The organism is Pseudomonas sp. AC070 (assembly GCF_979258635.1).
Genome location: NZ_OZ409871.1, coordinates 1,106,525 through 1,119,591 on the forward strand (window position 1 = coordinate 1,106,525; position 13,067 = coordinate 1,119,591).

The following is a 13,067-nucleotide window of genomic DNA, read 5'->3' on the forward strand; positions in this document are numbered from 1 at the left end:
GGGGATGGCTGCGATCGGGGAACGCGAGTGATGCGGGGTTGAGGTGGGCCACCGGTTTGCCGGGGTTATAAGCGGTCCGACGGGGAAACGGTTGCGGCTGCTTTGAAACCGCATCCCTCTGCGCGAGCCTGGATCCCCGCTTTCGCGGGGATGACGGTCGTTCGGGGCGGGTTATGGCGTGACTCGCCGTTAAGGCGGGCGAACCATTGAGCCGGCTCAAGTCTTACGCGGCGGCAACAGTCGGGTCAGGCGCGCTTCGAGGCGGCGTTTGAGTTCGGCTTCAATTTGCGGCACGAAGTCGTCGATGACGTCTTGAAGGATCAGTTGCGCGGCGGCGCGCAGTTCGGCGTCCAGGCGCAGCAGGTCGCTGGTGGTGTTGCTGGTCATTACGCTGCGCTGCACGGCTTGGGCTGTGTTCGCTGGCGCTGGGGCGGGTGGCGGTGGCGCCGTTACCGCAGCGGGCGAGGGGTCGGGCCGGGCGACCGCAGGCGGCGGCACGTGGGCGGGTGCGGCAGGAATGTTTGGGCGCGGCTGGGGCGATGGTTGAAGCGGGGGCTGCGAATTGACCGGTACTGGCGCCGTGGGGCCGGGCGCGACGATGTCGGAGAGCAGCGGAATCTGGCCCATTTCCACCGAGTCGGTGAGCAGCGGCAAATCCGCAAATTCGTCGGCAACGCCTGAAGCAGGGGGTTCCTTATGGCTCAGAAACTCACGAATCGACTCCAGATCGTCGAGCAGGTGGTTGGGCTTTTGCGGCGGTTTTGGTGTGTCCATGGGCAGGCTACAGTTCAACTCGCTTGGGGTCATAACCCTGCTGGCGGTAGGTGCGGAAGTTTTCCCGCGAGCTCGCCAATTGTTCGGGTTGCTGGTTAACGATTTCGATCACCCGGCTGAAACGTTGCACATGGGGTGACAGGCTGCTGTTGAGGTTGATGAGCAAGCCTTGGCTGGCGGCCGGCTCGTCGTCCAGGCCAATCACCACCGGCGCATCGGGCGCGTCGCGGTGCAGGCTGTGGGGTACGAATGTTTCGGCCTTGAAACGCCACAAAAGTTCGTCCACCTCGCTGCATTGCGCTTCATCGCTGGCGCGCATGAACACCGGCATACCGTGGCGCCAGGCCTTCATCGCCAACTGACACGCCGCGCGCAGGCGGTCGGCGGGGGCGGTTGAGGAGAGCACGTAGAATTCGATGCGGGGCATGGTGTATTCGGAATCTTCAATGAAACAGCGGTGGGGCCATCGCGGCTGAAGCCGCTCCTACAGGGCGTGCATTCTGTAGGAGCGGCTTTCGCCGCGATGCTTTACGGGTTTAAACCTTGATGCGATCCAACAGATATTGCGTCAGCAATGGCACCGGGCGGCCGGTGGCGCCTTTGTCTTTGCCGCCGCTGATCCACGCCGTGCCGGCGATGTCCAGGTGCGCCCAGTTGAGGTTTTTGGTGAAGCGCGACAGGAAGCAGGCCGCGGTGATGGTGCCGGCTTTCGGCCCGCCAATGTTGGCGATGTCGGCGAACGGGCTGTCGAGTTGCTCCTGGTATTCGTCGAACAACGGCAACTGCCAGGCGCGGTCGTCAGCGGTTTGGCCAGCGGCGAGCAGCTGTTGCACCAGTTCGTCGTTATTGCCGAGCAGGCCGGAGGTGTGGCTGCCCAGGGCGACGATGCAGGCGCCGGTCAGGGTGGCAATGTCGATGACCGCCTGTGGCTTGAAGCGCTCGGTGTAGGTCAGTGCGTCGCACAGCACCAGACGGCCTTCGGCGTCGGTGTTGAGAATTTCGACGGTCTGGCCGCTCATGGTGGTGACGATGTCGCCTGGGCGCGTGGCGCTGCCGCTGGGCATGTTTTCGGCGCAGGCCATCACGCCCACCAGGTTGATCGGCAGCTGCATTTCCAGCACAGCTTTAAAGGTGCCAAACACACTGGCGGCGCCGCCCATGTCGTACTTCATTTCGTCCATGCCGGCGGCGGGCTTGATGCTGATGCCGCCGGTGTCGAAGGTAATGCCTTTGCCAACCAGGGCAAACGGCTGCTCGCCTTTCTTGCCGCCGTTGTATTGCAGCACGATCAGGCGCGGCGGTTGCACGCTGCCCTGGGCCACGGCCAGGAACGAGCCCATGCCCAGGTCTTTGAGTTTTTTCTCATCCAGCACCTCGACCTTGAGCGACTTGTAGGCTTTACCCAAGGCTTTGGCTTGCTCGCCCAGGTAAGTGGGATGGCAGATGTTCGGCGGCAGGTTGCCCAGGTCGCGGGTAAAGGCCATGCCGGCGGCAATGGCTTGAGCCTGAAGGCTGGCGCGCTCGACGTCGGCGAGGCTGGCTTTTTCAGTGAGCAGGGTCATTTTGCCGAGAGGGCGGGGTTTGCTCTTCTGGCTTTTGAATTGTTCGAAGCTGTATTGGTTGTCGGCGAGGGTTTCGACCACCAGACGGGTTTTGCTGTAAGTGTCGCGACCTTTTACCTGCAAATCGTCCAGGGCCAGCACCGCGTCTTTGCCGCCCAGGCTTTTCAAGGAAGTGTGCACGGCGGTGACTACTTTGCGCAGTTGACGGTCAGAGAGTTCGCTCTCTTTACCAACGCCGACTAGCAACACGCGCTCGGCTTTGAGATTGGGCAGGCTTTGCAGCAGAAGGGTTTGGCCGACTTTGCCGGTCAGGTCGCCGCGCTTGAGTACGCTGCTGAGCGCGCCGTTGCTGGCGACATCGAGAATCTGAGCGGCGCCGCTGAGTGCGCGGTCTTCGCCGACGGCGACTACCAGGGTGGCGGTTTTCAGTGCGTCTGGACGTGCGTTCTTAACAACAAATTCCATGGCGAGGAGTCCCCAAGACAACCGGTAGGTATTACAGGATAATGCCGCGTTCTTACGGTGTGAAAACGGCGCGGCACGCAAAGGCCTTTTTGAAAAACGGGCTCGGACTGCGCAGCTGGCTCTAGTAAACTCCGCGTCCTTGTCGTTGTTCGGCAGGCGTGACCCACGTTGGTTTCGTCCGCACACCTGCAAATTTTTCGGTCGCCGGCCTTATTGGGCCGGCAACAGGCGGCTAGTTTGAGCTTAGCCGCCTGAGCCTGACAACCCTGGAGTGTCTGGTTTGATTGTCTTCCGTTATCTGTCTCGTGAAGTGCTGCTGACCCTCAGCGCGGTGAGTGCCGTGTTGTTGGTGATCATCATGAGTGGTCGCTTCATTAAGTACCTGGCGCAGGCTGCGCAGGGTGCGCTCGATCCGGGCGTGCTGTTTTTGATCATGGGCTTTCGCCTGCCGGGCTTTCTCGAGCTGATTCTGCCGCTGGGGTTGTTCCTGGGTATTTTGCTGGCGTACGGGCGTTTGTACCTGGACAGCGAAATGACCGTGCTGGCCGCCACCGGCATGAGCCAGCAGCGCCTGCTGGCTTATACCCTGGCGCCGGCCACGCTGGTGGCATTGATTGTGGCGTGGCTGAGCATGGGCTTGGCGCCACAAGGCGTGGCCCAGGTGGCGAAAATTCTCAACGAGCAAGACGCCCTGACCGAATTCGACACGCTGGTGCCCGGGCGCTTCCAGGCCATGCGCAGCGGCACGCGCGTGACTTACACCCAGGAAATGTCGGATGACCGCAGCCAGTTGGGCGGCATCTTTATTTCGGAAAAACGCCTGTCGAAAGAGGGCGATAAAGAGCGCGGTATCACCGTGCTGGTGGCCGATAAAGGCCGCCAGGAAATTCAGCCCGACGGCAGCCGCTACCTGATTCTGGAAAATGGCTACCGCTACGACGGCAACCCCGGCGCTGCCGACTACCGCGCCATCAAGTACGACACCTATGGCGTGTTGCTGGTGAAACCGGAAGTCAGCAGCGACATCAGCGAGCGTGAAGCGCTGACCACCCGCGAGCTGATCGGCAGTGACGAGCCACGCCATCAGGCCGAACTGCAATGGCGCATATCCATTCCCCTGCTGGTGTTTGTGGTCACATTGCTGGCGGTGCCGCTGTCGCGGGTGAACCCCCGCCAGGGCCGCTTCCTCAAATTGCTGCCGGCCATCCTTCTTTATATGGCGTACCTGTCGTTGCTGATCGCTGCTCGCGGCGCGTTGGACAAGGGCAAAATTCCCATGAGCCTCGGCTTGTGGTGGGTACACGGTTTGTTTTTGCTGATTGGTCTGACGCTGCAGTTCTGGGAGCCGATGCGCCTGAAGTTGGCGGGTCGCCGCATGGCGCGGGAGTTGGCGCATGGTTAAGTTGGATCGTTACATCGGCAAAGCCGTGTTTTTGGCGATTTTGTCGGTGCTGGGCATCATTGTTGGCTTGGCGTTGTTGTTCGCCTTTATCGACGAACTCGGCGACGTGCAAGGCAGCTACGGCCTGGACGACGCCGCGTGGTACGTGTTCCTGACCTCGCCCCGGCGGGTGTATGAAATGCTGCCGATGGCCGCGCTGATCGGTTGCCTGATTGGCCTGGGTAGCCTGGCCAGCAGCAGCGAACTGACCATTATGCGAGCGGCCGGTGTATCGGTCGGCCGTATTGTTTGGGCGGTGATGAAGCCGATGCTGGTGCTGATGTTGGCCGGCGTGCTGATCGGCGAATACCTCGCGCCCTGGAGCGAAAATATCGGCCAGGCCAGCCGCTCCATGGCCCAGGGCGGCGGCGAAGCGCAGAGCTCCAAGCGTGGCGTGTGGCACCGGCAGGGCAATGAGTTTGTGCATATCAACGCCGTGCAACCCAATGGCGTGCTGTATGGCGTGACGCGCTACGAATTCGACAAAGAGCGGCACCTGCAGTCGTCGAGCTTTGCCAAGAAAGCCCAGTACCAAGGCGATCACTGGCAGCTTGAAGACGTCGCCACCACCGTGTTCCACGAGCGCAACACCGAAGTGGTGCAAACCCCGACGGAGCGCTGGGACGTGCAGCTGACCCCGCAACTGCTCGGCACGGTGGTGCTGGAGCCGGAAGCGTTGTCGGTGACGGGCTTGTGGCGTTACATCCACTACCTGGCCGACCAGGGTCTGGCCAATGGTAAATACTGGCTGGCGTTCTGGACCAAAGTACTGCAACCGGTGGTGACCGCCGCGCTGGTGCTGATGGCCATCTCCTTCATCTTCGGCCCGCTGCGTTCGGTAACCCTTGGTCAGCGCGTGTTTACCGGCGTGCTGGTGGGCTTTGTGTTCCGCATCGCCCAGGATCTGCTCGGACCCTCGAGCCTGGTGTTCGGCTTCCCGCCGCTGCTGGCGGTGCTGATACCGAGCTTGATTTGTGCGGTGGCCGGGTTCTGGATGTTGAGGCGAGCGGGGTAAATCCCGCGCAACGAAAAGCCGGCTTAGTGCCGGCTTTTTTGCGGGCCAATGGAGCACCCGTGGAAGCGGGTTTAACCGCGATGCTTTAAGTCTTTTTCTTCTTCGGAATATGCACCAAGCGCGTTTCCGAATAGATGTCATGCCAGCTGCGTTTTTGCTTGTCCCACAGCACCCAGAAAAAACCCAGGCCCAGGAGCAGCCACGAAGCGATGGACACCATAAACCGCAACAACGCCTGCCACAGACTGATGGCGCTGCCATCGGCGTTCTGCACGCGCACGCCCCACACTTGCATGCCGAGCGTTTGGCCCGAGTGGGTCCAGAACTTGGCGAAGAAGGCGAAAATGGCCAGCAGCACCACCGTGGAAAATACCGGATCAACATCCAGCGCTCGGTTGTTGGCCAATTCCTGCAAACGCTCGCTGCCCAAGATCAGGCGCAGCACCACTTGCTGATAGAGCAGGCCGGTGACGATGGCGATGGCCACGCACAACAGAAAGTCATAAAACATCGCGGCAAGGCGGCGGGGCAGGGCAACAGGGGGAAACTCACCCTGGGGCTGGAGAAGACGTTTGGACATGCAAGGCTCGCGGTGAGTGAAAAGCGCGAGGCACTTTACTGCAAATGACTGGGATTGGAAAAACTGGGGATTTGGAGGGAGCTGATGATGAGGTCGAGATCGAGAACCCTGCAAACCTCGGCGAATGGCGTTTCCAGGATTCGCCAGCAAGCTGGCTCCTACAACAAAAAGCCCCGCACGAGGCGGGGCTTTTTTTCGCGTTCGGATTAACCGATCACTTGAACCTGGTCGGCTTGCAGGCCTTTCTGACCCTGTACCGAAACGAAGCTGACTTTCTGGCCTTCTTTCAGGCTCTTGAAGCCGTCGCCTTCGATAGCGCGGAAGTGCACGAACAGATCCGGACCGCTTTCTGGAGTGATGAAACCAAAACCTTTCTCGTCGTTAAACCACTTGACGGTACCGTTCTGACGATTCGACATAACTTATTTCCTTGGAACTTGAGTTGATGACAGCCTCGGGTTTTTATCGAGGGCTGGACTGGTTGCAGGGAGTAAGAAAAGCCGAGCGGGATGTAGCAAATCGAAGATCTACTGCACCAGGTCGCGATTCAACAGCGACCCATGCAAACACAGTGGGCGAAAAGATACGCCAACTTTGTGGCGAAAAACAACCCCCGAAATTAGGGCTTGCAGCGCCTGAATACGGTGCTTCCAGAGCTTTTTGGCATAGCTTCAAAACCGCTCGGAATACCAACTGAGTTTCTGTTGAAACACGCTTGTAAAGTCACCGTGCGGTAATTGACGAGTGGAAATTTCCGAGAATACAATTAGCTTGCTAACTAATTAATTCCTCGTGTTTCCGATGACCCTCGACGCCCTCCAGCTCAGCATAACCAGCGGCATGGTATCCACTGCGCGCCATTGGCGACGCATTTGCCAAGCCACGCTGGTCAACTACGGAATTTCCGAAGCCTGTGCCGTGCCACTGCTGATGATCGTGCGCCTGGGCGACGGCGTGCGGCAGGTGGCAGTGGCGCAAGCGGCGGGGTTGGAAAGTCCGTCACTGGTGCGCTTGTTGGATCAACTCTGCCGCTCGGGGCTTGTTTGTCGCTGCGAAGACCCGAACGATCGCCGCGCCAAAGCCCTAAGCCTGACACCGCGTGGTCGCGAGCTGGCCGAGTCGATTGAAAACGAGTTGGTGCGCCTGCGCCGCGAAGTGCTCAAAGACATTTCCGTGGCTGACCTCGAAGCGACCTTACGCGTGATGCGTGCCTTTGAAGACGTCGGCCGAAATCAAGGTGGGGCGCCGACATGACTGGCTTTTTCGCCGGCATGCCACCGGCGCGCGATTGGTTTTACGGGGTGCGCACCTTCGCCGCCTCGATGCTCGCGCTGTACATCGCCATGATCATGCAGATGCCACGTCCTTACTGGGCGATGGCCACGGTGTATATCGTCTCCAGCCCCTTTGTTGGCCCCACCAGTTCCAAGGCGCTGTACCGCGCGGTCGGCACTTTTGTCGGTGCGGCAGCGGCGGTGTTGTTCGTGCCGATGTTTGTGCAGGCGCCGTTGATGCTTTCAGTAGTGGTGGCGCTGTGGACCGGCACGCTGCTGTTTTTGTCGCTGCACCTGCGCACGGCGAATAGCTACGCGCTGATGCTCTCGGGCTACACGTTGCCGCTGATTGCTCTGCCGGTGGTGGATAACCCCAGCGCAGTGTTCGATATCGCGTCGTCGCGCACCCAGGAAATTTTCCTCGGCATCGTGTGCGCCGCCGTGGTGGGCGCAGTGTTTTGGCCGCGTCGCCTGGCACCGGTTTTTATGGACGCTGCCCGGGCCTGGTTCGCCGATGCCACACGCTATAGCGAGCACTTTCTTACCCGTGGCGCGTCGCCTGCCGAGGTGGGCAATCTGCGCGCCGCCATGGTCGCCAGCTTTAACTCACTGGAGCTGATGATCGGCCAACTTCCCCATGAAGGGTCGCAGCCGCAGACGGTGCGCAACAGCAAAGAATTGCGCGGGCGGATGATTCATTTACTGCCGGTAATCGACGGCCTGGATGACGCGCTGATCGCCATCGAGCGTCGCTCGCCCGATCTGGTCGCCATGCTCGCGCCACTTTTAGAAGAGACCCAGCAGTGGCTCCTGAGCACCACCGATAACGCCGACCCCGCCCGCTGGCGCGCGGTGCGCGATCAGCTTGAAGCGCTGCAACCCAGCGCCGAGGCATTGGATGAGCGCCGGCAGTTACTGCTATCCAACGCCTTGTACCGCCTGGGTGAATGGATCGACTTGTGGCAAGACTGCCGCAGCCTGCAGCACGCGTTGCTGCTGGATGACCAAACACCGTGGCGCGCGGTTTATCGCCACTGGCGCCTGGGCCGTCTTACGCCGTTTTTCGACCGAGGTCTGATGCTGTATTCGGTGTTTTCCACCATCTGCGCCATCATTGTCGCCTCGTTGTTGTGGATCGGGCTGGGCTGGACCGACGGCGGCAGCGCCGTCATTTTGGCCGCCGTGGCCTGCAGCTTTTTCGCCGCCATGGACGACCCGGCGCCGCAGATTTATCGGTTCTTTTTCTGGACCGCGATGTCGGTGCTATTCGCCAGCCTTTACCTGTTTCTGATCCTGCCGAACCTGCACGACTTCCCCATGCTGGTATTGGCGTTTGCGGTGCCATTTATTTGCGTGGGCACGCTTACTGTGCAGCCGCGCTTTTACCTGGGCATGTTGCTGACCATCGTTAACACCTCGTCGTTTATCAGCATCCAGGGCGCCTACGACGCCAACTTCATGACCTTTATCAACAGCAACCTCGCCGGGCCGGTGGGGCTGTTGTTTGCGTTTGTCTGGACCCTGGTGATGCGCCCGTTTGGCGTTGAGGTGGCGGCCAAACGTATGACCCGTTTCAGTTGGCGCGACATCGTCGCCCTTACCGAGCCGGCAACCCTGGCCGAGCATCGGCGCATGGGCGTACGCATGCTAGACCGTCTGATGCAGCATTTGCCGCGCCTGACCCAGACCGCCCAGGACACGGGCGGCGCGTTGCGTGATCTGCGCGTGGCGCTGTGTTTGCTCGATGTGCTGGCGTATTTGCCGCGCTTGCCGCCGTCGGCGCAGGGCCAGTTGCAGCAGGTGGTGGCGGATGTGGGTGAGTACTTTCGCGCCTGTCTGAAAGCGGGTGAACGCCTGCCGGCACCCGTGGGCCTGTTGATGACCATGGACCGGGCGCGAAGGGCGCTGAATGTTTCGGCCTGCGCCGACGCCGAGCAGGCGCGCTTGCACAGCTTGCTGGCCCTCAGCGGCTTGCGTCTGGCCTTGTTGCCGGGCGCGGAAGTGCTGGTTGAAGCGGGTCAGGAGCCCGAGCAACTTCCCTACGGTATCGATGGAGCCTCTTTGTGATCGGTGATCTGGATATCAGCGGCGTGTTTCTACCCACGCTGCTGGTGATGATGGCGTTTACCTATGTGTTGTACCTGCTGGTGCACGGGCTATTGAACCGCGCGCACTTCTATCGCCTGGTCTGGCACCGGGCCCTGTTTAACGTTGCTCTGTATGCCGTGCTGCTTGGCGCGGTGGATGCCATTTGCCGAAGCCTGATGCTATGAAAAAACCGATGTTGACCTTGGGCCGCGTGGTCCTGACGTTGTTGATGGTGACCCTAGCGGCCGTCGTGGTGTGGCGCATGGTGATGTATTACATGTTTGCGCCGTGGACGCGCGACGGGCATATCCGCGCCGACGTGATTCAGATCGCGCCCGATGTATCTGGCCTGATCGAGGGCGTGAACGTCCATGACAACCAGCCGGTCAAGCGCGGCGATGTGCTGTTCACCATCGATCAGGAGCGCTTCACCCTGGCGCTGCGTCAGGCCGAAGCGAGCGCCGCCGAGCGCAAGGAAGCGTTGGCCCAGGCACAGCGTGAAGCCAAGCGTAATCGCGGCTTGGGCAATTTGGTGGCGCGCGAACAACTGGAAGAAAGCCAGTCCCGCGAGAGTCGCGCGCAGTCCGCTGTGGCGGCCGCGCAGGTGGCGGTGGATGCGGCGAAGCTCAACCTCGAGCGCTCGGTGATTCGCAGCCCGGTCGACGGCTACCTCAACGACCGCGCACCCCGCGCCCATGAATTCGTCACGGCGGGCCGGCCGGTGCTATCGGTGGTCGACAGCGAGTCGTTCCATATCGACGGTTATTTCGAAGAAACCAAACTGCAGCACATTCGCGTTGGGCAAGCCGTGGACATTCGCGTGCTCGGTGACAACACCCGCCTGCGCGGCCATGTGCAGAGCGTGGCGGCTGCCGTGGAAGACCGTGATCGCAGCAGCGGCACCAACTTGCTGCCGAGCGTGAACCCGGCGTTCAGTTGGGTGCAACTGGCCCAACGGATTCCCGTGCGCATCGCCCTGGACGAAGTACCGGCGGACTTCCGCATGATTGCCGGGCGCACGGCGACGGTGTCGATCATCGAGGGCAGCGACAAGGCGGAGCCCCAGCAATGAAGCGTTATGCAGTGATGGGCTTCGCGCTGGTGCTGTCTGCCTGCCAGGCGGTCGGCCCGGATTATCAATTGCCAAAAGACGCGGCCCTTGAGCGCGGCGATTTGCAGGGGCAATTGGCAACCGGCAACAGCGACGTCGTGTCGGCGCCGGTGCCGGCCGATTGGTGGCGGCTCTACCAGGATCAGCGTCTGGACCAGTTGGTGCAGCAGGCGTTGGCCTCTAACACCGACTTGCGCGTGGCGGCCGCCAACCTGGCGCGCGCCCGCACGCAGGTTGAAGAGGCGCAGGCCGAAGGTGGCTTCAGCGGTAGCGCGCGGTTTGGCGCGGAGCGTTTGCAAGAGTCCGGCGAGGCTTTCTTGCTGGAGGAGAAAGTGCCGGTGGCGAACATCGGCAGTGGCTCGATCAACACCTCCTACCAATTCGATTTGTGGGGCACCTTGCAGCGTGGCATCGAGTCCGCTCAGGCCAATGCCGATGCAGCGCAGGCCGCCGCAGATACGGCGCGCATTACCCTGGTGGCCGAAGTGGTGCGCGCCTACACTCAGGTATGTGCCGCCAATGAAGAGCGCCATATCGCCCAGCAGTCGTTGGACCTGCAAGAAAAAGGCGTGACCCTGGTGCAACGCCTGCGCGATGCCGGGCGAGGGGATGAAACCCAGGTGACGCGCACGCAAACCCAGTTCAAATCGCTGCGCGCCGAAATGCCGCGCTACGACGCGGCTCAGCAGGCGGGACTGTTCACGTTGTCGATGCTGTTGGCCAAGCCGGTTAGTGAACTGCCTGCCGGCGTAAGTGAGTGCGCCGAGCTGCCGCATATCGCTCAACTGGTGCCGGTGGGCGATGGCGCGGAGCTGCTTAAACGGCGTCCGGACATCCGCCAGGCCGAGCGCAATCTGGCTGCCGCCACGGCGAAGATCGGCGTGGTGACCGGGCAGCTTTATCCAAACATCAGCATTGGCGCGACGGTCGGCACGGTGGGCATTCTTGAGCACCTGGGCGAGCCGGCGACTAATCGTTGGGGCTTCGGTCCGCTCATCAGCTGGACCATTCCCACCAACGGCGCTCGAGCCCGCATTCGCGAAGCCGAAGCGGCAACGCAGGCGGCGCTGGCGCATTTCGACGGTGTGGTGCTCAACGCCGTACGCGAAACGCAGACGGGGCTGGTGCAATACAGCGCCATGCTCGACCGTCGCGACGCCCTGGCTGACGCCGAGCATTCGGCGCAGCAGGCGGCGGACCAGACGCACCAATTCTTCCAGGCCGGCCGCGCTTCGTTTCTGGCCGACCTGCAAGCCACCAAAACCTACACCGACATGCGCGCGCAGTTGGCTGCGGCCAATACGCAGGTGGCGATGGCGCAGATCAATTTGTTTTTGGCGCTGGGCGGGGGTTGGCAACAAGCAACGCCCTAAAAGCATCGCGGCTGAAGCCGCTCCCACAGGAACGCGTGGTCTGTAGGAGCGGCTTCAGCCGCGATGCTCTTAGCTAAATCGCAGGCATAAAAAAAGGCCTTGCTTAGCAAGGCCTTTTTAATGTGCTTGGTGCCCCGGGGGAGACTCGAACTCCCACTCCTTTCGAAAACGGATTTTGAATCCGCCGCGTCTACCAATTCCGCCACCAGGGCACATAGGGCGCGCAGTATAGGGAGAGGTTTGCGTGTGGTCAACGGGGTCGCGTGGTGAATTTCGCGTATTTCCGTTAAACTTCGCGCCCCTGAAAAATGACCTCCCACCATGCGTGTTGCCGATTTTAATTTCGAGCTGCCAGACGCCCTGATTGCGCGTCATCCCTTGGCCGAGCGCCAGGGCAGCCGCCTGCTTTGCCTCGACGGCCCGACCGGTGCATTGGCGCACCGTCAGTTTTCCGATCTGTTGGAATACCTGCGTCCGGGTGACTTGATGGTGTTCAACAACACCCGCGTTATCCCCGCGCGCTTGTTTGGCCAGAAGGCATCTGGCGGCAAGCTGGAAGTGCTGGTGGAACGCGTGCTGGACAACCGCCGCGTGCTCGCCCATGTGCGCTCGAGCAAATCCCCGAAGCCGGGCTCGACCATTCTTATCGATGGCGGCGCTGAAGCGCAGATGCTCGGGCGCCACGATGCGTTGTTCGAGCTGGGCTTCAACGAAGACGTATTGCCACTGCTCGAGCGCGTCGGCCATATGCCGTTGCCTCCTTATATAGATCGCCCCGACGACAGCGCCGACCGCGAGCGTTATCAAACCGTGTACGCCGAGCGTGCCGGTGCCGTGGCGGCGCCCACCGCCGGGCTGCATTTCGACCAACCGCTGCTGGAGGCGATTCGCGCGAAGGGCGTGGGGACAGCGTTCGTTACGTTGCACGTTGGCGCTGGCACCTTCCAGCCGGTGCGCGTGGAAAAGATCGAAGACCACCACATGCATAACGAGTGGCTGGAAGTGACCGAAGAAGTTGTCGATGCCGTTGCCGCCTGCCGCGCACGCGGCGGTCGGGTGATTGCAGTGGGCACCACCAGTGTTCGCTCGCTGGAAAGCGCGGCGCGCGATGGTCAGCTCAAACCCTTCAGTGGCGACACCGACATTTTTATTTATCCGGGTCGACCGTTCCATGTGGTCGACGCGTTGGTAACCAATTTCCATCTGCCCGAATCGACATTGCTGATGTTGGTTTCCGCATTTGCCGGCTACCCGCAAACCATGGCGGCCTACGCCACGGCCATTGCCGAGGGTTACCGATTCTTCAGTTACGGTGATGCCATGTTCATTACCCGCAACCCCGCCGCGCGCGGACCCGAGGAGCACGCATGAGCCGCACCTGCCG

General features: G+C 61.3%; 13 protein-coding genes and 1 tRNA gene. 8 read left to right on the plus strand and 6 right to left on the minus strand.

Translation table 11 applies throughout. The annotated features are described in order from the left end of the window. Positions 1 to 216 precede the first annotated feature (216 nt). The 3 genes from ACZZ0Q_RS04865 to ACZZ0Q_RS04875 all read right to left on the minus strand — a co-directional run bounded on the left by ACZZ0Q_RS04865 (position 217) and on the right by ACZZ0Q_RS04875 (position 2,801). The gene (locus tag ACZZ0Q_RS04865) at positions 217 to 774 is read right to left on the minus strand and encodes a DNA polymerase III subunit chi (RefSeq protein WP_463560338.1); all 558 of its coding nucleotides are present in this window, start codon (positions 772 to 774) and stop codon (positions 217 to 219) included. Positions 775 to 781: 7 nt separating this feature from the next. Further along, on the minus strand, positions 782 to 1,201 hold the full coding sequence (locus ACZZ0Q_RS04870; RefSeq protein WP_122452551.1) for a DNA polymerase III subunit chi: 420 nt from the start codon (positions 1,199 to 1,201) through the stop codon (positions 782 to 784). Positions 1,202 to 1,310: 109 nt separating this feature from the next. Then, positions 1,311 to 2,801, minus strand: coding sequence for a leucyl aminopeptidase (locus ACZZ0Q_RS04875; protein WP_463539894.1), 1,491 nt, complete (start codon positions 2,799 to 2,801; stop codon positions 1,311 to 1,313). Between the two features lie 280 nt (positions 2,802 to 3,081). Here ACZZ0Q_RS04875 and lptF point away from each other — a divergent pair, with 280 nt between their 5' ends. Both lptF and lptG read left to right on the plus strand, forming a co-directional pair. Further along, on the plus strand, positions 3,082 to 4,203 hold the full coding sequence (lptF, locus tag ACZZ0Q_RS04880; protein ID WP_463383642.1) for an LPS export ABC transporter permease LptF: 1,122 nt from the start codon (positions 3,082 to 3,084) through the stop codon (positions 4,201 to 4,203). Continuing rightward, complete coding sequence (gene lptG, locus ACZZ0Q_RS04885) at positions 4,196 to 5,257, plus strand: LPS export ABC transporter permease LptG (RefSeq protein ID WP_463539893.1); 1,062 nt, start codon at positions 4,196 to 4,198, stop codon at positions 5,255 to 5,257. The genes lptF and lptG overlap by 8 nt, the downstream gene beginning before the upstream one ends. Positions 5,258 to 5,342: 85 nt before the next feature. Here lptG and ACZZ0Q_RS04890 read toward each other — a convergent pair whose 3' ends face one another. Together ACZZ0Q_RS04890 and ACZZ0Q_RS04895 are read right to left on the minus strand one after the other, a co-directional pair. Beyond that, positions 5,343 to 5,837 carry an RDD family protein gene (locus tag ACZZ0Q_RS04890; RefSeq protein WP_463560339.1) on the minus strand — a complete coding sequence of 165 codons (495 nt, stop codon included), beginning with the start codon at positions 5,835 to 5,837 and terminating at the stop codon, positions 5,343 to 5,345. Positions 5,838 to 6,043: 206 nt separating this feature from the next. After that, positions 6,044 to 6,256, minus strand: coding sequence for a cold-shock protein (locus ACZZ0Q_RS04895; protein ID WP_122452556.1), 213 nt, complete (start codon positions 6,254 to 6,256; stop codon positions 6,044 to 6,046). 382 nt (positions 6,257 to 6,638) lie between these two features. Between ACZZ0Q_RS04895 and ACZZ0Q_RS04900 the strand changes: the two genes are divergently transcribed. The 5 genes from ACZZ0Q_RS04900 to ACZZ0Q_RS04920 are packed head-to-tail and all read left to right on the plus strand — an operon-like array spanning position 6,639 to position 11,683. Further along, positions 6,639 to 7,091 (plus strand): MarR family winged helix-turn-helix transcriptional regulator, encoded by a 453-nt coding sequence (locus ACZZ0Q_RS04900; RefSeq protein WP_463539892.1) that lies wholly within the window; start codon positions 6,639 to 6,641, stop codon positions 7,089 to 7,091. Continuing rightward, complete coding sequence (locus ACZZ0Q_RS04905; protein ID WP_463539891.1) at positions 7,088 to 9,178, plus strand: FUSC family protein; 2,091 nt, start codon at positions 7,088 to 7,090, stop codon at positions 9,176 to 9,178. The genes ACZZ0Q_RS04900 and ACZZ0Q_RS04905 overlap by 4 nt, the downstream gene beginning before the upstream one ends. After that, entirely contained in the window at positions 9,175 to 9,384 is a 210-nt protein-coding gene (locus tag ACZZ0Q_RS04910; RefSeq protein ID WP_122494117.1) for a DUF1656 domain-containing protein, read from the plus strand. The genes ACZZ0Q_RS04905 and ACZZ0Q_RS04910 overlap by 4 nt, the downstream gene beginning before the upstream one ends. Continuing rightward, the gene (locus ACZZ0Q_RS04915; protein ID WP_463539890.1) at positions 9,381 to 10,271 is read left to right on the plus strand and encodes an efflux RND transporter periplasmic adaptor subunit; all 891 of its coding nucleotides are present in this window, start codon (positions 9,381 to 9,383) and stop codon (positions 10,269 to 10,271) included. Before ACZZ0Q_RS04910 ends, ACZZ0Q_RS04915 begins: the two co-directional genes overlap by 4 nt. Next, entirely contained in the window at positions 10,268 to 11,683 is a 1,416-nt protein-coding gene (locus tag ACZZ0Q_RS04920; RefSeq protein WP_463560340.1) for an efflux transporter outer membrane subunit, read from the plus strand. The genes ACZZ0Q_RS04915 and ACZZ0Q_RS04920 overlap by 4 nt, the downstream gene beginning before the upstream one ends. A gap of 127 nt (positions 11,684 to 11,810) precedes the next feature. On the opposite strand, the gene ACZZ0Q_RS04925 is transcribed toward ACZZ0Q_RS04920, so the two are convergent. After that, positions 11,811 to 11,895 (minus strand) — tRNA-Leu (locus tag ACZZ0Q_RS04925). A gap of 109 nt (positions 11,896 to 12,004) precedes the next feature. Between ACZZ0Q_RS04925 and queA the strand changes: the two genes are divergently transcribed. Next, on the plus strand, positions 12,005 to 13,054 hold the full coding sequence (gene queA, locus ACZZ0Q_RS04930; RefSeq protein WP_463539888.1) for a tRNA preQ1(34) S-adenosylmethionine ribosyltransferase-isomerase QueA: 1,050 nt from the start codon (positions 12,005 to 12,007) through the stop codon (positions 13,052 to 13,054). The last annotated feature ends 13 nt before the right edge of the window (positions 13,055 to 13,067 follow it).

Bases quoted from the DNA above. Each gene is read 5' to 3' on its own strand.
- ACZZ0Q_RS04895 (WP_122452556.1), bottom strand. From the start codon at position 6,256: ATGTCGAATCGTCAGAACGGTACCGTCAAGTGGTTTAACGACGAGAAA.
- ACZZ0Q_RS04870 (WP_122452551.1), bottom strand. From the start codon at position 1,201: ATGCCCCGCATCGAATTCTACGTGCTCTCCTCAACCGCCCCCGCCGAC.
- ACZZ0Q_RS04915 (WP_463539890.1), top strand. From the start codon at position 9,381: ATGAAAAAACCGATGTTGACCTTGGGCCGCGTGGTCCTGACGTTGTTG.
- ACZZ0Q_RS04890 (WP_463560339.1), bottom strand. From the start codon at position 5,837: ATGTCCAAACGTCTTCTCCAGCCCCAGGGTGAGTTTCCCCCTGTTGCC.
- ACZZ0Q_RS04905 (WP_463539891.1), top strand. From the start codon at position 7,088: ATGACTGGCTTTTTCGCCGGCATGCCACCGGCGCGCGATTGGTTTTAC.
- ACZZ0Q_RS04900 (WP_463539892.1), top strand. From the start codon at position 6,639: ATGACCCTCGACGCCCTCCAGCTCAGCATAACCAGCGGCATGGTATCC.
- ACZZ0Q_RS04865 (WP_463560338.1), bottom strand. From the start codon at position 774: ATGGACACACCAAAACCGCCGCAAAAGCCCAACCACCTGCTCGACGAT.
- queA (WP_463539888.1), top strand. From the start codon at position 12,005: ATGCGTGTTGCCGATTTTAATTTCGAGCTGCCAGACGCCCTGATTGCG.
- ACZZ0Q_RS04920 (WP_463560340.1), top strand. From the start codon at position 10,268: ATGAAGCGTTATGCAGTGATGGGCTTCGCGCTGGTGCTGTCTGCCTGC.
- lptG (WP_463539893.1), top strand. From the start codon at position 4,196: ATGGTTAAGTTGGATCGTTACATCGGCAAAGCCGTGTTTTTGGCGATT.
- ACZZ0Q_RS04875 (WP_463539894.1), bottom strand. From the start codon at position 2,801: ATGGAATTTGTTGTTAAGAACGCACGTCCAGACGCACTGAAAACCGCC.